This is a genomic window from Deinococcus sonorensis KR-87 (assembly GCF_040256395.1).
GTDB classification, from domain to species: domain Bacteria; phylum Deinococcota; class Deinococci; order Deinococcales; family Deinococcaceae; genus Deinococcus; species Deinococcus sonorensis.
On the sequence record NZ_CP158299.1, the window covers coordinates 2,267,079 to 2,283,043 of the forward strand.

A 15,965-nucleotide genomic window follows, 5' to 3' on the forward strand; every position below is an offset into this window, starting at 1 on the left:
ACAACCAGGGAAGCGGCTGGCCAGTGGGCCGGCCGCTTTTTTTAGTGCTCCGCCGTTTCTAGACTGCGGTTCGATGAGCGCCGAGCCCCCGCTTCCGCATGCCGCCCTGCAGCAGGGTCTGCAGACGCACTATGGCCTGACCGTGGACCGGTTCGAGTTCCTGCCGCACGGCACCGCGCCCGCCTACCGCGCTCAGGGGCAGAGCGGCACGTTCTTCGTCAAGGTGCTGCCCGGCACGCCGTTCTGGGCCGAGGCACGGCAGCGGGTCAGGGCCGAACTGCCGCTGCTTCAGGCGCTTCAGGCCGCCGTCCTTCAGGTGCAGGTGCCGGTGCCAACCCTGACCGGTGCAGCGGTCGGCCACACCGGTGGCTTCACCCTGGCCGTCCACCGCTGGATTGAGGGAGTCCCTCTCGGGCAGGATTGGGCCGCAGCTCAGTCCGAACTGGCGGCTCTGCTGGGCCGGCTGCATGCCCTGACGCCGGTGCTCCAGGCCAGCGTGTCCGGCTGGCCGGTTCCACCGGAGGACTTCGGGCTGCCGTTTGCCGACACGCTGGCTGCGGACCTGCAGCGGGTCTGGATGGCCCGGCCGCACGACCGCCCGGTGGTGGTCGCCCTGCGTGCCCTGCTGCATCCGCACCGGGCCGAACTGCGGCGGCTCCTGGCGCAGGCCCGGCGTTTCCAGCAGGCCGCGCGTGCCGCGACCTGGCCGTTCGTGGCCTGCCACACCGACGCCCACGGCGGCAACGTGATGCGCGACGAGGTGGGCGCGCTCTGGCTGATTGACTGGGAGACCGCCCGGCTGGCTCCGGCCGAACATGACCTGTGGATGCTGGAGGACATGCTGCCCGAGGTGCTGCCGGTGTATCAGGCGGCAGCCGGGCACGCCTTCGTGCCGTCGCCGGTGCTGACCGGGTTCTACCTGTGCCGCCGGACGCTGGAGGACCTGGCCGTGGACCTGCAACAGCTGCTGCATGATCCGCTCTCGCCGGAACAGGACGCAGCGGTGCTGGACGTGCTGACCCGCTTTATCGTCCCGGCACTGCGGCAGCGCCGGGACGTGCTGGAGCGGCTGGAAGGTCAGGCAGGACTGGCGTAGGGGCGGACGTTATCGCCCACTCACCAGTTCGGCGGTCGCCTGCTCCTGTAGCCCGAAGGCCCGGGCCAGCAGCGCATACGAATGCTTGCGCGCCTCGTGGCTGTGCAGGTTGGTGGTGATCATCAGCTCGTCGGCCTGCAGGTCGGTGGCCAGGGCCAGCAGCCGCTCCCTCACCACGTCCGGCGTGCCGATGAACTGGTTTCTGCGGTTCGCCTGCACGAAGGCCAGTTCCGCCGGGCTGTACGGGTAGGCCAGCGCCTCCTCCGGGCTGGGCAGCGGCGAGCGGCGGCCGGACCGGATGTTCAGGGTCATCAGGTCCAGGGTGCGGGCCAGGTGGTCCGCTTCCTCGTCGGTGTCGGCCACGGCTGCGGCCACGGTCAAGATGGCGTGCGGCTCCGGGAACGCCTCCGAGGGCTGGAACTCGTCGCGGTACATCTGCATGGACTCGGCGGCGGCGGCCGGGCTGAAATGATGGGCAAACGCGAAGCCCAGCCCCAGCTGGGCGGCCAGCCGGGCGCTGTAGCCGCTGCTGCTCAGCAGGTACAGCGGCGGCAGCGGCACATCCACCGGGCTGGCCTGCACCCGCGCGAAGGGGTGACCGTCCGGAAACTCCCCTTCGCCCGAGAAGGCGCGCAGGTAGGCGAGCTGCTGCGGGAAGTCGTCGGCGTAGACCGCCTCCTGGTTGCGGCGCAGCGCCAGGGCGGTGACCTGATCGGTGCCGGGCGCGCGGCCCAGTCCCAGGTCCACCCGGCCGGGGGCCAGCCCCGCCAGGGTGCGGAAGGTTTCGGCCACCTTCAGCGGCGAGTGGTTCGGCAGCATGATGCCGCCGGACCCGATGCGGATGCGGCGGGTCTGGGTGGCCAGCGCGCCCAGCAGCACCTCCGGCGCGCTGCTCACCACGGAAGCCATGTTGTGATGCTCGGCCATCCAGTAGCGGGTGTAGCCCAGCCGGTCGGTGAAACGGGCAAGATCCAGGGTGCGCTGCAGCGCCTGGGCCCCGCTGCTGCCGGAAGGCACCGGAGACAGGTCCAGCACCGAGAGAGGAAGCGTCATGCCGGTCAGTAAACGCCCGGCCGCGCCGCCAGAACGTGACGCCGGTTGCCGGGACCGGTGAGGAGGCAATGTGAATACCCCCTCCCCCCCTGATGGACGATCAAGACGCCGTCAGCTGGGCCGCCTATACTCCCACCATGAACAGGCCCCTCCTGGCCCTGCTGCTGGCCGCCACGACCAGCGGAGCTGCCGCCCTGTCGGTCAGCGGGACGGTGACCGGCTCTCCGCCTCCCCAGGCGCGGGTGGCCGGTTTTGTGCTGGACCCTGCCGGTCAGCCGGGCGCTGAGGTGGTGAGCGTGCCGGTGCAGGACGGCCGCTTCAGCCTGGACCTGCCGGACGTGGCCCCGCCCGGACGGTACCTCTCGAGCCTCCGCCCCGACGCCATCGCCTGGCCCGGCGTGCTGGAGCCGATCACGGTCAGCGGTGAGGCGAGCATCGCCGATCTGCGGCTGTACGTGTACGCCGACCGCAACGGAAACGGCCGCTACGACAGCGGCGAGGGGCTGCAGGAAGCGGTGCCGGTGGTGGGCCGCGCCACCCTGGTGCTCAGCTGGGCCAGCACCGATGCCCGCGTGAATGCGGCGCGCGGCTTTTCCGCCACGCTGGGGCGCGGCTGGAACGGTCTGCTGGTGGAGGTGGGCCGCACCGTGAAGGTGGCGCCGGCGGGCCGTACCGTCAACGTGACGCTCACCGTCGGACGCTGACCGTGCCGGACGCGCTGGAGCGGCTGCTGGCCTACTACCGGCCGCTCAGCACCGTGCAGCGCGAGGTGCGGGGCGTGCCCACCTTACACACCCCGGGGTCCCCGCTCCTGGGCGTCAACGCCAGTTACCTGAGGGACGGGGACCAGGCCCTGCTGCCGCTGCTCCGGGCGTGGTACCTCGGCCAGGACGCGCCGCCGCTGGTGGCCAGCCTGGAACCGCTGCCGGGGCTGGAGGTGGTGGAGACGCTGCGGGTTGGACGCTATCGGCCGCACCCGCAGCCGGAGGTGCTGGCGGTAGAGCAGGTGTCGCCCCTTCAGCTGGCCCGCTTCAGCACGGTGCTGGCCGAGGCGTCCGGGCTGCCGGAATGGAGCGGCGCCCTGACCCGCAGCCTGCAGGCGGCCCTTCCGAACGTTCCGGACCCGCTGCTGCTGATGGCCTACGCGGGGGGAGAGCCGGTGGGGGCGCTGCTGCTCCACAGCGGCGCGGCCATGCTGTGGGCCACGCTGCACCCCGCCGCCGACCGGCCGCTGATGAACCGGGCTGCCGAGCTGAACGGGGGGGAGGTCTGGACCAGCCTGACCGATCACAGCGCCCTGGAGCTGGACGAGGTGGGGGAGGTCTGCTTCACGCAGCTGGACAGCGCCTGAGCAGCCGGCTCGTGCTCAGAAGCCGACGAGCCGCAACACCCAGCCGCCCACCACATTGATGATCTGGCTGATCAGCGGCCGGGCCAGGTAGATAAACACCATCACCACGATGAAGCTGTACGGCATCATCTCGAACTGCATCAAGGAGCGGCCCAGGGTGCGCGGGAACAGGGCGGCCAGCATGCGGCTCCCGTCCAGCAGCGGAATGGGAATCAGGTTGAACACCGCCAGCACCACGTTGATTTCCAGCACCGCAATCAGCACCTGCACGGCCAGCTGTCCGTCCTGAAAGATGCGTAGCAGCAGTCCAGCCACAATGGCGATGGCCAGATTGGAGAGGGGCCCGGCGGCCGACACCCAGAAGGTGCCCCAGCGACCCAGAGTGGTGGGGTTGACCGGCACCGGCTTGGCGAAGCCGAAGCCGGCGAACAGCAGCAGCAGCGTTCCGAAGGGGTCCAGATGGGCCAGCGGATTGAGCGTGACCCGCCCGAAGCGCCGAGGCGTCGAGTCGCCCAGCCGGTCGGCGGTGTAGGCATGGGCGAACTCGTGGGCGGCGAGCGACAGAACCAGGGCCAGTGCAGTGATGACAAAGGCGACGGGGTTGGTTTGCAGGAGACCGATCAGCACCCGGCCATTCTAGGGGCTGGCCAGATGAGGGGCGTTCACAGCGGCAGCCACGCGATCACGGTGCCCAGCCCGCGCCAGACCGGAGCGGTCACCCAGCCCAGCCCGCCCGACAGCGCCAGCAGCAGCCACACGATGTAGGTGACCGGCACGCCCGCCCCCTTGAGCTGGGCCATCAGGCGCTGCGCCGGGCGTGGAGCGGCCTGTTCCAGGGCGCGGCCCACGTCCAGGCCCGGCAGCGGCAGCACAAAGAACAGCGCGTGCTGGGTCAGGCCCAGCGCCGCCATCTGCAGCGCGTGTCCCAGCGGGTCGAAGGTGGAGAGCCACACCTGCTGGGCGCGTTGTAGCACCAGCAGCACCAGCGCGCTCAGCAGCAGCAGCAGCGGCCCGGACAGCAGCACCCAGCCGGCCCGCCGGCCGCGCAGTGCCAGCGGCACCGGGCGTGGCAGCGCCAGCCCCAGCAGCAGATAGCCGAGCAGCCCCCACAGACTGAAATGCACCGGCGGTTCCGGCGTGCCGAAGCCCGCCCGCTGCCCGGACGGGTCGCCCAGACGCCGGGCCAGCTGTGCCTGCGCCACGTTGTGCAGCACCAGCCCGCCCAGCACCGCCAGCACCAGCAGCACCAGCACCAGCGGGTCCCGGGCAATTTGGCTGATCGGGCCGAACATCAGCCGCGCTCCGCAAGATAGGCCTGCACAGCCGCCACCTCGTCGTCGCGGGAGTGCAGCCGGTGCTGGGCCCGCAGCCGGCTCAGGTGGGCCAGCACCTCGCCGACCTGCGGCCCGGGCGGGAGACCCAGGCTCAGCAGGTCGCGGCCCTGCAGCGGCGGATAGGGGGGAGCGAGGCCCAGCACCTCCCGCAGGGTGGCCTCCGGCGTGCCGGGCGGGTACGGCCGGTCGCTGCGTGCCCGGGCCAGCAGGTCCAGCGCCCGCTCGCCCAGGCCCAGCTGCCGGGCCAGGGCCGGGGCGTCCGGGGTGCGGCTGTAGAGCGCGGCGGCCGCCAGCGTCGCGCCAGGGGCGGGTTGCCGGGCGTCCAGGCGCTCCAGCACCTCGGCGGCGCCTTCGGGCAGCAGGGTGCCCGCGCCCCACGTCTGCAGGCGCCAGGCGGCCCGGCCCGGCGCCGGTTCATCCAGCAGCAGGCGCAGCTCGGCCCACAGTCTCGGTGTGTGCGGCGCCTCGCGCAGGGCGTCCGGCACCTGGGCCAGCAGCGCGGGGTGGGCCCGCAGGTCCAGCCGGGCGGCCAGCCGGGCGGCCCGGATCAGGCGCGAGGCGTCGTCCCGAAAGCTGTGGTCATGCAGGGGCCGCAGGGTACGGGCCGCCAGATCGTCCAGCGCGCCTTCCGGACAGCGCAGGCCCACCGGCTGTCCATCCGGGCCGATCAGCAGCGCCAGCGCATTCACGCTGAAGTCGCGGCGCTGCAGGTCCTGCATCAGGGTGCCGGGGAAGGGAAGCGGCGACGCGCCCGGCTGCGGGTACTGTTCCATTCGCGCGCTCACCACGTCGGCCACCAGACCGCCCGGCAGCGTGAGGGTGGCGTTGCGGTAGGCCGGGTGCCACAGCCGGGGCAGTCCCAGCCGCTCCAACAGCAGCTCCACCTCCACGCCGCTCACCACGATGTCTAGGTCCGGCGTCTCGCTGGCCGCCTGCAGCAGCAGATCACGCACCGCGCCGCCCACCAGCGCCACCTGGGCCCGTGGACCCGCGAGCACCGCCAGCTGCTCCAGCAGCCCACGGGCCGGGGCCGGCAGGGCCGCGTACAGCTGCCGGGCGTCCACGGGGTGACTGGGGGGCTTCAGGTCGGCCCAATTCAGCACGCCCAGCAGGGTGCCCTGCTCCACCACCGCCACTCCTGGTGCGCCAGCGTCTCGCGCCACGGCGCGCGCCTGATCCGGGCTCCAGGTCGGCGGCACCTGCGGCAGCGCGGCGGCAGACAGCACCGGCCAGCCTCCACCGTGGGGCGGAGGCTGGAGCGGCAGCAGGGTCCGGAGGGTGGGCGGCGCGGTCACGCCCGGCATTGTCTCACGCAGCCTGCGCCTTAATTGCTGAAGGCGGAGGCGTCCAGCGTCACCTTGACGTTCCGGCTCTTGCCGCCGCGCACCACCGTCAGGGTGATGGTGTCGCCCTGGCGCTTGTCGATCAGGTACGACTGCAGGTCTTCCAGCGTGTCGATCGGCTGCCCGTTCACCTTGGTGATCACGTCGCCGCCCAGGGAGATCTGGCCGCCCTGGAACTGCTGCGTGCTGGTCCCGCCCTTCAGCCCGGCGCGCGAGGCCGGCGTGTTCGGCAGCACCGTGGCGATCACCAGACCGGAGTTCGGCAGCTTGTACTGCTGCTTGGCCTCGTCGCGCAGCTCGCCCAGGCCCACCGCGATCTGCTGGGTGCCGCCCGCGCCGTTCTGGAAGCCGATCAGGCCGGCCGTGATGCCCAGCACCGGGGCCGTCACCACGCCACCTTTGGCTGCCTGCAGCCGGGGCAGCAGGGTCTTGGCGGCGTTGATGGGAATGGCGAAGCCCACGCCCGCGCTCTGGCCGGTGCCGCTCTGCGAGCCGCTGGGGCTGATGATCTGGGTGTTGATGCCGATCACCTGTCCCGCGCTGTTCAGCAGTGGGCCGCCGCTGTTGCCGGGGTTGATGGCCGCGTCGGTCTGGATGGCGTTCTGGTTGATGCCCTGGCCGTTGGTGCTGAACCCGATCGGGATGCGCCGCTGCGTGCTGGAGACGATGCCTTCGGTGACGCTGAAGTCAAAGCCGAACGGCGCGCCCATTGCGATGGCCTTCTGGCCCACCGCCAGGGCGCTGGAGTCGCCCAGCGGAATCGGCCGGATCAGGTTCTTGGGCAGCGTGCTGCTGCGGATCAGCGCGAGGTCGTACTGCGGGGCGCGGCCGATCACGGTGGCGGCGTAGGTCTTGGTCTGGTTCTGGACCCGGATGGTGATCTTGTCGGCGTCCTGCACCACGTGGTAGTTGGTCAGGATGTCGCCCGCGGCATTCACGAAGAACCCGGAGCCCACGCCCTCCTGCACCTGCGCGCCGCCCTGCCCGAACATCATCTGGGCATAGGGGTCCGCCTGGACCGTCTGCTCGGTGCTGATGTAGACCAGCCCCGGCTCGTAGCGCTTGACGATGTCGATGGTGTTGGTCTCGTTCTGCAGCCGGGCGCCGGCTTCCTTCTGCACAGCGCTGGCCGCCGCGGCCGCCGTGCTTTTGGCCGTGCTGCCCGTCTGTTGCGCCAGTGAAACCGGCACCTGGTCGCGCATGACGGTGGCGCCGAGTCCCAGGCCCACCAACGCAGCGACCGTGACCAGGATGGTGTTCTTGTTCATGCCGCCATTAAACCAGCCGAACCCTCCAGCGCCCCTGAGTCTGGATGAGCACGGATTTAGTCAGGGAAAGGGGCGTCACCAAGCCGGCTTGGTCCAGCGTTTACACTGGTCGATTGATGAACGCTGCTCCCGCCTCCCACCGCTTCTCGGTGGCCCCGATGCTCGACTGGACCGACCGGCACTGCCGGATGTTCCACCGTCAGCACAGCCGCCATGCCCTGCTGTACACCGAGATGATCACCACCGGGGCACTGCTGCACGGCGACCGCGCCCGCCACCTGGACTTCAGCCCCGAGGAGGGGCCGGTGGCGCTGCAACTGGGCGGCTCGGACCCCGCCGCCCTGGCGGAGGCGGCCCGCCTGGGCGAGCAGTGGGGCTACCACGAGATCAACCTGAACGTGGGCTGCCCGAGTGACCGGGTTCAGAACGGCATGTTCGGGGCCTGCCTGATGGCGCGGCCCGAACTGGTGGCGGAGGGCGTGGCGGCCATGCGCGCGGCCACCCGGCTGCCGGTCACGGTCAAGCACCGCATCGGCATCGACGACCTCGACAGCTACGAGCACCTGACCCACTTCGTGAGTACGGTGGCGGCGGCCGGCTGCCAGACCTTCATCGTGCACGCCCGCAAGGCCTGGCTGAGCGGCCTCTCGCCCAAGCAGAACCGGGAGATCCCGCCGCTGCGCTACGAGGTGGTGCGGCAGCTGAAGCAGGACTTCCCGCACCTGACCTTCGTGCTCAACGGGGGCATCACCTCTCTGGAGGCCGCCCAGGCCCACCTCGGCTGGGCGGACGGCGTGATGGTGGGCCGGGAAGCGTATCAGAACCCCTACGTGCTGGCCCGCGTGGATGCCGACCTCTTCGGGGACGTGGCCCCGGTGCCCACCCGCCGCGAGGTGATGGAGCGCTACCTGCCGTACGTGGAGCGGATGCTGGCCCAGGACGTGTACCTCAGCCGCCTGATGCGCCACACGCTGGGCCTGTTCGCGGGGCAGCCGGGGGCGCGCCACTGGAAGCGCACCCTCTCGGAGCGGGCGCACCTGCCGGGCGCTGGTCTGGACGTGATCGAGGCGGCGCTGAGCGGCGTGCCGGACGCGGTGCTGGATGCCCGCCCGGAAGCAGCGGTGCTGGCCGGATAGGCACAGGCAACACATGGCCCCCGGACCCGTAAGGGCATCCGGGGGCCATGTGTTGCTGCCTTACCGGCGGGTGTAGTCCTGCTCGCCCTTCAGACTGCCCACCCACGCCGCGATGATGTCGATGCAGGCCTGCACGTCGCTGAGGCGCACCATCTCGCTGGGGCTGTGCATGTAGCGGTTGGGAATGCTGACCACGGCGGCCGGCACGCCCGCGCGCGTCAGCGCCAGGGTGTCGTTGTCGGTGCCGGTGTAGCGGCCGCTGGCCGAGAGGGTGTAGGGAATGCTCTGCTCGGCGGCCACCTGCTTCATCTGCCGCACGATCACCGGGTTGAGCATCGGGCCCACCGACAGGTTGGCGCCGCTGCCGAAGGGGGCCACGCCGTACTTCTTCTCCTCCACGCCCGGCTGGCTGGTCTCGTGCGTCACGTCCACCACCACGCCCGCCACCGGGTTCAGGTGGTAGCCGCTGACCTGCGCGCCGAAGCAGCCGATCTCCTCCTGGCTGGTGGCCACCGCCACCACCCGGCGCGTGACGCCGGCGGCCTTCATGGCCCGCAGCGCCTCCAGCACGATGAAGGCCCCGGCGCGGTTGTCCACCGCCTTGCTGATGATGTGGCCGTTCTGCTCGATGGGCGGCTGCTCGATCACGCCGACCGTGCCGACCGGCACGCGCCGCTTGACCTCCTCGACCTCCAGGGCGGTGTCGATCCACAGGTCTTCGAGCTTGCTGGCCTTGCTGCGGTCCTCGGCGTCCATCACGTGGATGGCCTTTTTGCCGATCACGCCCAGGATGTCGCCGTCCTCGGCCAGCAGCCGCACACGCTGGCCCACCAGCACCTGCGGGTCCCAGCCACCGACCGGCAGCACCGAGATGAAGCCCTTGTCGTTGATGTACGACACGATCAGCCCGATCTCGTCGAGGTGGCCCATCAGGGCGATCGGCCGGTCCTCGGAGACGTTGATCTCCGCGTAGACGTTGCCGTAGTGGTCTTCCGTCACGCGGTCGGCAAAGGTCTCAGCTTCGGCGCGCCAGACGGCGGCGGCGCGGGCTTCGTACCCGCTGGGAGCAGCCTGGGACAGCAGGGCCTTCAGAAAGTCAAGATTCACCCGGGAAGTCTAGCGTGTCTGCATGCAGGATGCAGGCGGCCCCCTGACGGACAGGCGCGGATGGCCTGCTACACTGCCTTTCATGAAACTCGTTCTCGCCGTCATCCAGGATGCCGACGCAGCGACCCTGATGCGTGCCCTGTCCGAAAATGCCTTCGAGGTCACGAAGCTGGCCTCCACCGGCGGCTTCCTGCGCGAGGGCAACACCACCCTGATGATCGGCGTCCAGAATGAACGGATGGACGCCCTCAAGCGCCTGGTGTCGCAGACCTGCCGCTCCCGCACCCGGCTGGTAACCCCCAGCGTCCCGATGGGCGAGCAGGGCGAGGGCCTGGTGGCCGAACCGGTGGAGGTGCCGGTAGGCGGCGCCGTGATGTTTGTGCTGGGTGTGGACGAGTTCGTGCGGGTATAACGCGGCGCGGGCGCTAGACTGCGCCGATGCCGACTGCCTCCCTCCGACGCTCCTTGACCGTGCTGGCGCTGGCCGCCCTGAGCAGCGTGTCCGTCTTCGCCCAGGTGGGCGCGCCCGTGGCCAGGCTGCTGCAGCAGCCGGCCTTTCACGGGTTCCAGCAGGCCGGCGCGCAGCTGAGCGGCCCCGGCGGCGTCCGGGTGCAGCTGACCCCGCGGGGCCGCTTTCTGGAACAGGCCACCCTGACCGTGCCCTCCGCCGATCCGGCGCTGGTCGCCCGCTACCTCAACGTGCTGCTGGACGGCGACTACACCGCCGCGCTCACCGACTTCCTGGGCCGCCCCTCGGTGAAGGCGGCGCTGCCGGCCGGCTTCACCACCCAGGCGGACGCGTACGACCTGCGGCTCCAGTCCAGCGGAGCGGGCCTGCAGGTCCGGGTGTCGCTGCACCAGCAGAGCGGCTTTGCGCCGGTTCCGGTGGCCCGCACCCTGGGCAGCGCTGCGGCACCCATCGTGGTGCGGCTCTACAGCGATTTCCAGTGCCCCTTCTGCCAGAAGGCCGAGCTGGAGGCGCTGCCGGCCGTGCTGCGGCAGCTCGGTCCGGACGTGCGCTTCGAGTTTCATCACCTGCCTTTAGAACGGCTGCACCCCAACGCCCGCTCGGCCGCCGAAGCCAGCGTGTGCGCGGAGCAGCAGGGCAAGTTCTGGCCGTTCAAGGATGCGCTGTTTCGCCGCAACGACTGGCAGCGTGCCGACAGTCCGGTGGCCGCCTACCGGGCTGTGGCGGCCCAGGTGGGGCTGAATCTGGACCAGTACCAGCGCTGTGTGGCCAGCCGCGCCGGTCGGGCGGAGGTGGACGCTGGGCTGGCCGAGGCAGACCGGCTGGAGGTGTCCGGCACCCCCACGGTCTTCGTGAACGGCTACACGGTGCCGGACCCCTACGACGCGGCCAGCTATCAGCAGCTGATCGAGTTCGTGCGGGCCCGGTGAGGGGGGTGGGGGAGACCGCATGGAAGGCCTGACACTCGCGGCGGCCTTGGCGCAGCTGCAGCCGCTGCTGCCGGCCCGCACGCTCGGCTGGGCGTTTCCGGACGAGACCACGGCGGCGCTGCTGCTGGAGGGGCACGGCAACCTGGTATTCAGCTACCGGCCGCCTCAGCCGGTGGTCTACCTCAGCCGTGAGCGCCTGCGCGGCGAGCCGCACAACCCGTTCCAGCGGCTGCTGGTGGCCCGCGTGCGCGGCGACCTAACCTCGGCCGAGCAGCTCAAGCTCGACCGGGTCGCGCAGTTTTGGCTGTCCGGCGAGTCGGGCTTCGTGGACGTGCCCCCGGCGCGGCTGCTGTTCGAGTTGACCGGACGCAACTGCAACCTGCTGGTGCTGGACGATGCCACCGGCTGGGAAGGGCGCATCGTGGCCGCCGGGCGCGAGATCACCGGCAGCCGCAACCGTTTCCGCACGGTCCGCAGCGGGGGCCAGTACACGCCGCCACCGCCGTACGACAAGCTGGACCCCCGCACGATGAGCCCCCAGGACGCCGAAGCGCTCCGGACCCTGCCGCTGTCCCGCTGGCGCGAACGCATTGACGGCCTGGGCACGGTGCTGGGCGCCGAACTGGTGCGCCGGGCCGGGTTGCCGGGCAGTGAGCCGCCGCAGGAACGCTGGCCGCAGGTCTACGCGGCCCTGCAGTCGCTGGTAGAGGACCCCAGCGCTGACGCTGCCACCGTCAGCGAGGGTGCCCGCGAGTCCAGCCGCCAGGAGAAGGCCGCCCAGCTGCGCAAGACGCTGCGTGAGCCACTGGAGCGCCGCCTGACACTGCTGCGCAACCAGACCGCCGACGTGGACCGGGCCGTGGAAGGCCTGGAAACGGCGGCCCATGAGCGTCAGGAAGCGGACCTGCTGATGGCCTATCAGCATCAGGTGCCGGCCGGAGCCAGCACGGTGCTGCTGCCGGCCTTCGACGGCAGCGGAGAGGTGCCGCTGAGCCTGGAGCCGCAGCTGACCGCCGTGCAGAACGCCGAGAAGCGCTACACCCGCGCCCGCCGCCGCGAGGAGGTGTACCTGCGGCTGGCCGAACGCGAGGAGGGCCTGCGCGCAGAACTGGCCGAGGTGCAGCGGGACCGGGCCGCCCTGGAGGATGCCCCGCTGGAGCGCCTGGAGCAGCTGCAGGCGCAGCTGGAGCAGGCGCGCCCGGACCGCAGCCCCTACGGTGCGCGCTACACCTCGCCGGGCGGCTACGAGGTGCTGGTGGGCCGCAACAACAAGGAGAACGCCACCCTGACCCACCGGGTCGGGCGCAGCATGGACCACTGGTTCCACGTGCAGGGGTTCCCCGGCTCGCATGTGCTGGTGCGCAGCGGGGGCCGGGAACTGCAGACGCCGGATGTGCTGTTCGCGGCGCAGCTGGCCGCCTATCACAGCAAGGCGCGTCAGTCCGGCAACGTGGCGGTGGACTACACGCGCATCAAGCACGTCTGGCGGCCGCGTGGAGCCTCGGCCGGGCAGGTGCATTACACCCAGCAGAAAACGGTCTACGTGGACCCCCAGCTGCCGGAGCCGACCTGAACCGCTCCCCACGCACTGCTAGACTGACCTCTGCATGAGCCGTCCCGTCTCCGGTCGCGTGACCCTCAAACCCCTGGTGCAGCTGAGCCCCGCCGAATGGCGGCGGCTGCACCAGTATTTCCGCGACCGCGAGCTGGCCGACTGGAACGGGGCGCAGCCGATCCGGCTGCCGGAGTTTCTGTTCCGGCGCGTGATGCTGGACGAGGAACGCAGTGGCGACCGGCACGGCTTCGGCATCCTGGACGAGTCGGAGCGGTTTATCGGCAGCGTGGAACTGTACGACCTGCGCCCCTCGCCGCCGGTGGCGGCCCGCTTCGCCACCCTGGGCGTGATGATCGGGGAGCGTGAGCTGTGGGGCCACGGCTATGGCCGCGAGGCGGTGATGGCGGTGCTGGCCTGGGCCTTCGTGCAGCGCGAGCCGCCGCTGTCGCGGGTGCGGCTGACTACCTTCGCGCACAACCGCCGGGCCCAGCGGGCTTTTCTGGCCTGCGGATTCCGGGAGGTGGGCCGCAGCGTCCACGACGAACGCACCGACGTCCACATGGAAGTGGTGCGCGAGGACTGGTTGGCGGGTGTGGGGGCAGCGACGCAGGACTGAGCCTCACCCCACCCTTTACCGTTTCTGACGGCATGGCCCGCCCCGCCCCGCCCGGCCCGGCAGAATGACTTCATGCGCGTGTTGCTTCCTGACCAGCCACCGTTCCGTGCCCTGCACCTGCCGGGCCTGGAGGTGGCCTATGTTTCTGCCGATCATCTGCCGGACGGCCCCGCGGACGGGCTGGTGCTGTGGGGGCTCCCCCGGGAGGCCCGCCGGACCCTGCTGACCCGGGGCGGCCTGAAGTGGGTGCTCACGCTCACGGCGGGTGTGGATCATCTGCTGCCGGACCTGCCGGAAGGAGTGGCCCTCTACAACGCCCACACGCTCCACGACGACGCGGTGGCCCAGCACGCCGCCGCGCTGCTGCTGAGCGCCGGGCGCGGGCTGTCCCGCTTCCGGGATGCCCAGCGCGAGGGCCACTGGGGCCTAAGCGGGTCACTCCACACCCTGCGGGGCCGTGAGGTGGTGATCTGGGGGTACGGCCACATCGGGCGGCTGCTGGAGGGGATGCTGCAGCCGTTCGGGGCGCGGGTCAGCGGCCTGACCTCCCGCAGCAGCGATGAAGAGGTGCGCGCGGCGCTGGGGAAGGCCGACGATCTGGTGCTGCTGCTGCCCGGCACCCCGGCCACCCGCCACATCCTGAACGCGCAGCGGTTGGAACAGCTCAAGCCCGGCGCGTGGGTGCTGAACCTGGGGCGCGGCGAGCTGATTGACCCGGACGCGCTGCTCTCGGCGGTGCAGGCCGGGCAGGTCGCCGGGGCGGCTCTGGACGTGACCGAGCCAGAGCCGCTGCCGCAGGACCATCCGCTGTGGGGCCTGGAGCAGGTGATCATCACCCCGCACATCGCCAGCACCACCGACGACCTACCGCAGCGCGGTGCTGACTACGCGACGACCTTCCTGCGGGAGATGCAGCAGGGCGGCGCCCCGGAGGGCCGGGTGCCGACCGGCCGTGGGTACTGAGAGGGTCATGCGGTGCAGGTCGCCGCACGACGCCCGCATCACGTTAGAATGCCCGGACATGATCGGGCGCGGTGACGGGCAGTTGAGTGGAAGTGCTTCCAAACCCGTGGGCCCTGCGGGTCCGCCAGCGCGAGGCCGCCGGCCATCCGTCCCGGTCCGAAGAAGGAGTCAAGCATGAGTATCTCCCGTTCCAGCGGCGTTCTGCTGCATCCCACCAGCCTGCCCGGTCCCTACGGCATCGGTGAGCTGGGCACCTCCGCCTTCGCGTTCGTGGACTGGCTGGCGCAGGCCGGCCAGCGCTACTGGCAGGTGATGCCGCTGGGCCCCACCGGCTACGGTGACAGCCCTTACCAGTCGTTCAGTGCCTTCGCGGGCAACCCCTACCTGATCAGCCTGGACGCCCTGAAGGACCTGGGTCTGCTTGAAGCGGCCGACTTCGACGCGGTGCCGACCTTCAACCTGGACCGGGTGGATTTTGGGCTGCAGTACATCTGGCGCAACCAGATGCTGGACCGGGCCTTCGCGCACTTCGAGCGCGGCGTGGCCCCCCAGCTCAAGGATGAACTGGCTGCCTTCAGTGCCGAGGAGGCCGGCTGGCTCGACGATTACGCGCTGTACACCGCCATCAAGGCCACCCAGGGTGGGCTGCCCTGGAACGCCTGGCCCGCCCCGCTGCGCGACCGCGAGCCGGCGGTGCTGGACGAGGCGCGCAGCCGGCTGGAGCGCGACCTGCGGCGGGTGGCGTTCGTGCAGTTCCTGTTCTTCCGGCAGTGGCGCGAACTGCGCGAGTACGCCCACAGCAAGGGCGTGCTGGTGGTCGGAGACATTCCGATCTTCGTGGCGATGGACAGCTCCGACGCCTGGGCCCACCCGGAGCAGTTCCTGTTCGACGAGCAGCGCCAGCCGGTGGCGGTGGCGGGCGTGCCGCCCGACTACTTCAGCGAGACCGGCCAGTTGTGGGGCAACCCGCTGTACCGCTGGGACGTGATGGCCAAGGACGGCTACCGCTGGTGGACCGAGCGCTTCCAGGGCAGCCTCAAGCTGTTCGACGTGATTCGCATCGACCACTTCCGCGGCTTTGCCGCCCACTGGGAGATTCCGTTCCCGGCCGAGACGGCGGTGCACGGGCGCTGGGTGCCGGCGCCCGGCCACGAGATGTTCAGCGCGGTCCTGAAGGCGCTGGGCGAGGTGGACATCATCGCCGAGGACCTGGGCGTGGTGACGCCGGACGTGGAGAAGCTGCGTGACGACTTCCACTTTCCCGGCATGGCCGTGCTGCAGTTCGCCTTCGGGGGCGGCGACTTCAGCGTGAACGCCTTCCTGCCCAGCAACCTGCGCGAGAACCAGGTGGTCTACACCGGCACCCACGACAACGACACCTCGCGCGGCTGGTGGGTCAATGCCGAGGAGCTGGAGCGCCACACCTACCGGGTGTACACCAGCAGCAACCCCACCGAGCAGACCTTCGCGTGGGAGCTGACCCAGCTGGCCTTCCGCAGCCGCGCCAAGCTGAGCGTGGTGCCGCTGCAGGACCTGCTGAACCTGCCGTCCTCCGACCGCATGAACCTGCCCGGCACCACCGGGCCGCAGAACTGGACGTGGCGCTACCGCGACGGCCAGCTGACGCCCGCGCTGGCCGAGAAGTTGCGCCAGCTCACCGACGAGACCGGCCGGCTGGCCCAGCCGTAACCCAGAAGCGGGTGCCGGGGCGGGAATGGAGGCACAGCCATCCTCCATTCCCGCCC

General features: G+C 70.8%; 16 protein-coding genes. 10 read left to right on the top strand and 6 right to left on the bottom strand.

What is annotated here, in order from left to right:
* The first annotated feature begins 73 nt into the window (after positions 1 to 73).
* Positions 74 to 1,096, top strand: a complete 1,023-nt coding sequence (locus tag ABOD76_RS16425; protein WP_350243039.1) for a phosphotransferase enzyme family protein — start codon at positions 74 to 76, stop codon at positions 1,094 to 1,096.
* A 9-nt stretch (positions 1,097 to 1,105) separates the two neighbouring features.
* On the opposite strand, the gene ABOD76_RS16430 is transcribed toward ABOD76_RS16425, so the two are convergent.
* On the bottom strand, positions 1,106 to 2,149 hold the full coding sequence (locus ABOD76_RS16430) for an LLM class flavin-dependent oxidoreductase (protein ID WP_350243040.1): 1,044 nt from the start codon (positions 2,147 to 2,149) through the stop codon (positions 1,106 to 1,108).
* Between the two features lie 137 nt (positions 2,150 to 2,286).
* Here ABOD76_RS16430 and ABOD76_RS16435 point away from each other — a divergent pair, with 137 nt between their 5' ends.
* Positions 2,287 to 2,853 (top strand): hypothetical protein, encoded by a 567-nt coding sequence (locus ABOD76_RS16435; RefSeq protein WP_350243041.1) that lies wholly within the window; start codon positions 2,287 to 2,289, stop codon positions 2,851 to 2,853.
* 2 nt (positions 2,854 to 2,855) lie between these two features.
* The gene (locus tag ABOD76_RS16440; protein ID WP_350243042.1) at positions 2,856 to 3,500 is read left to right on the top strand and encodes a hypothetical protein; all 645 of its coding nucleotides are present in this window, start codon (positions 2,856 to 2,858) and stop codon (positions 3,498 to 3,500) included.
* Between the two features lie 15 nt (positions 3,501 to 3,515).
* Here the strand turns inward: ABOD76_RS16440 and ABOD76_RS16445 are convergent, their stop codons facing one another.
* Genes ABOD76_RS16445 through ABOD76_RS16460 form a run of 4 tightly spaced genes read right to left on the bottom strand, consistent with a single transcriptional unit; the run spans position 3,516 to position 7,445 of the window.
* Positions 3,516 to 4,127, bottom strand: a complete 612-nt coding sequence (locus tag ABOD76_RS16445; protein WP_350243043.1) for a site-2 protease family protein — start codon at positions 4,125 to 4,127, stop codon at positions 3,516 to 3,518.
* 35 nt (positions 4,128 to 4,162) lie between these two features.
* The gene (locus tag ABOD76_RS16450; protein ID WP_350243044.1) at positions 4,163 to 4,792 is read right to left on the bottom strand and encodes a hypothetical protein; all 630 of its coding nucleotides are present in this window, start codon (positions 4,790 to 4,792) and stop codon (positions 4,163 to 4,165) included.
* Positions 4,792 to 6,129 (bottom strand): CCA tRNA nucleotidyltransferase, encoded by a 1,338-nt coding sequence (locus tag ABOD76_RS16455; RefSeq protein ID WP_350243045.1) that lies wholly within the window; start codon positions 6,127 to 6,129, stop codon positions 4,792 to 4,794. The genes ABOD76_RS16450 and ABOD76_RS16455 overlap by 1 nt, the downstream gene beginning before the upstream one ends.
* A gap of 29 nt (positions 6,130 to 6,158) precedes the next feature.
* Entirely contained in the window at positions 6,159 to 7,445 is a 1,287-nt protein-coding gene (locus ABOD76_RS16460) for a S1C family serine protease (protein ID WP_350243046.1), read from the bottom strand.
* Positions 7,446 to 7,561: 116 nt separating this feature from the next.
* Between ABOD76_RS16460 and dusA the strand changes: the two genes are divergently transcribed.
* Positions 7,562 to 8,581, top strand: a complete 1,020-nt coding sequence (dusA, locus tag ABOD76_RS16465; RefSeq protein ID WP_350243047.1) for a tRNA dihydrouridine(20/20a) synthase DusA — start codon at positions 7,562 to 7,564, stop codon at positions 8,579 to 8,581.
* Positions 8,582 to 8,641: 60 nt separating this feature from the next.
* Here the strand turns inward: dusA and ABOD76_RS16470 are convergent, their stop codons facing one another.
* Entirely contained in the window at positions 8,642 to 9,688 is a 1,047-nt protein-coding gene (locus ABOD76_RS16470) for a M42 family metallopeptidase (RefSeq protein WP_350243048.1), read from the bottom strand.
* Between the two features lie 82 nt (positions 9,689 to 9,770).
* On the opposite strand from ABOD76_RS16470, the gene ABOD76_RS16475 reads away from it, so the two are divergent.
* From ABOD76_RS16475 to malQ, 6 genes are all read left to right on the top strand, one after another.
* Positions 9,771 to 10,100, top strand: coding sequence for a cyclic-di-AMP receptor (locus tag ABOD76_RS16475; RefSeq protein WP_350243049.1), 330 nt, complete (start codon positions 9,771 to 9,773; stop codon positions 10,098 to 10,100).
* Between the two features lie 26 nt (positions 10,101 to 10,126).
* Positions 10,127 to 11,086: a DsbA family protein gene (locus ABOD76_RS16480; protein ID WP_350243050.1), complete on the top strand. Its 960-nt coding sequence runs from the start codon at positions 10,127 to 10,129 to the stop codon at positions 11,084 to 11,086.
* A 19-nt stretch (positions 11,087 to 11,105) separates the two neighbouring features.
* On the top strand, positions 11,106 to 12,659 hold the full coding sequence (locus ABOD76_RS16485; protein ID WP_350243051.1) for an Rqc2 family fibronectin-binding protein: 1,554 nt from the start codon (positions 11,106 to 11,108) through the stop codon (positions 12,657 to 12,659).
* 34 nt (positions 12,660 to 12,693) lie between these two features.
* Positions 12,694 to 13,257 (top strand): GNAT family N-acetyltransferase, encoded by a 564-nt coding sequence (locus tag ABOD76_RS16490; RefSeq protein ID WP_350243052.1) that lies wholly within the window; start codon positions 12,694 to 12,696, stop codon positions 13,255 to 13,257.
* Positions 13,258 to 13,329: 72 nt separating this feature from the next.
* On the top strand, positions 13,330 to 14,220 hold the full coding sequence (locus ABOD76_RS16495; RefSeq protein ID WP_350243053.1) for a D-2-hydroxyacid dehydrogenase: 891 nt from the start codon (positions 13,330 to 13,332) through the stop codon (positions 14,218 to 14,220).
* A 174-nt stretch (positions 14,221 to 14,394) separates the two neighbouring features.
* On the top strand, positions 14,395 to 15,909 hold the full coding sequence (gene malQ / locus ABOD76_RS16500) for a 4-alpha-glucanotransferase (protein WP_350243054.1): 1,515 nt from the start codon (positions 14,395 to 14,397) through the stop codon (positions 15,907 to 15,909).
* The last annotated feature ends 56 nt before the right edge of the window (positions 15,910 to 15,965 follow it).

What these genes read in the sequence shown, in the direction of transcription:
- ABOD76_RS16425 (WP_350243039.1), top strand. Translation starts at nt 74, where the DNA reads ATGAGCGCCGAGCCCCCGCTTCCGCATGCCGCCCTGCAGCAGGGTCTG.
- ABOD76_RS16430 (WP_350243040.1), bottom strand. Translation starts at nt 2,149, where the DNA reads ATGACGCTTCCTCTCTCGGTGCTGGACCTGTCTCCGGTGCCTTCCGGC.
- ABOD76_RS16435 (WP_350243041.1), top strand. Translation starts at nt 2,287, where the DNA reads ATGAACAGGCCCCTCCTGGCCCTGCTGCTGGCCGCCACGACCAGCGGA.
- ABOD76_RS16450 (WP_350243044.1), bottom strand. Translation starts at nt 4,792, where the DNA reads ATGTTCGGCCCGATCAGCCAAATTGCCCGGGACCCGCTGGTGCTGGTG.
- ABOD76_RS16460 (WP_350243046.1), bottom strand. Translation starts at nt 7,445, where the DNA reads ATGAACAAGAACACCATCCTGGTCACGGTCGCTGCGTTGGTGGGCCTG.
- dusA (WP_350243047.1), top strand. Translation starts at nt 7,562, where the DNA reads ATGAACGCTGCTCCCGCCTCCCACCGCTTCTCGGTGGCCCCGATGCTC.
- ABOD76_RS16475 (WP_350243049.1), top strand. Translation starts at nt 9,771, where the DNA reads ATGAAACTCGTTCTCGCCGTCATCCAGGATGCCGACGCAGCGACCCTG.
- ABOD76_RS16480 (WP_350243050.1), top strand. Translation starts at nt 10,127, where the DNA reads ATGCCGACTGCCTCCCTCCGACGCTCCTTGACCGTGCTGGCGCTGGCC.
- ABOD76_RS16485 (WP_350243051.1), top strand. Translation starts at nt 11,106, where the DNA reads ATGGAAGGCCTGACACTCGCGGCGGCCTTGGCGCAGCTGCAGCCGCTG.
- ABOD76_RS16490 (WP_350243052.1), top strand. Translation starts at nt 12,694, where the DNA reads ATGAGCCGTCCCGTCTCCGGTCGCGTGACCCTCAAACCCCTGGTGCAG.
- ABOD76_RS16495 (WP_350243053.1), top strand. Translation starts at nt 13,330, where the DNA reads ATGCGCGTGTTGCTTCCTGACCAGCCACCGTTCCGTGCCCTGCACCTG.
- malQ (WP_350243054.1), top strand. Translation starts at nt 14,395, where the DNA reads ATGAGTATCTCCCGTTCCAGCGGCGTTCTGCTGCATCCCACCAGCCTG.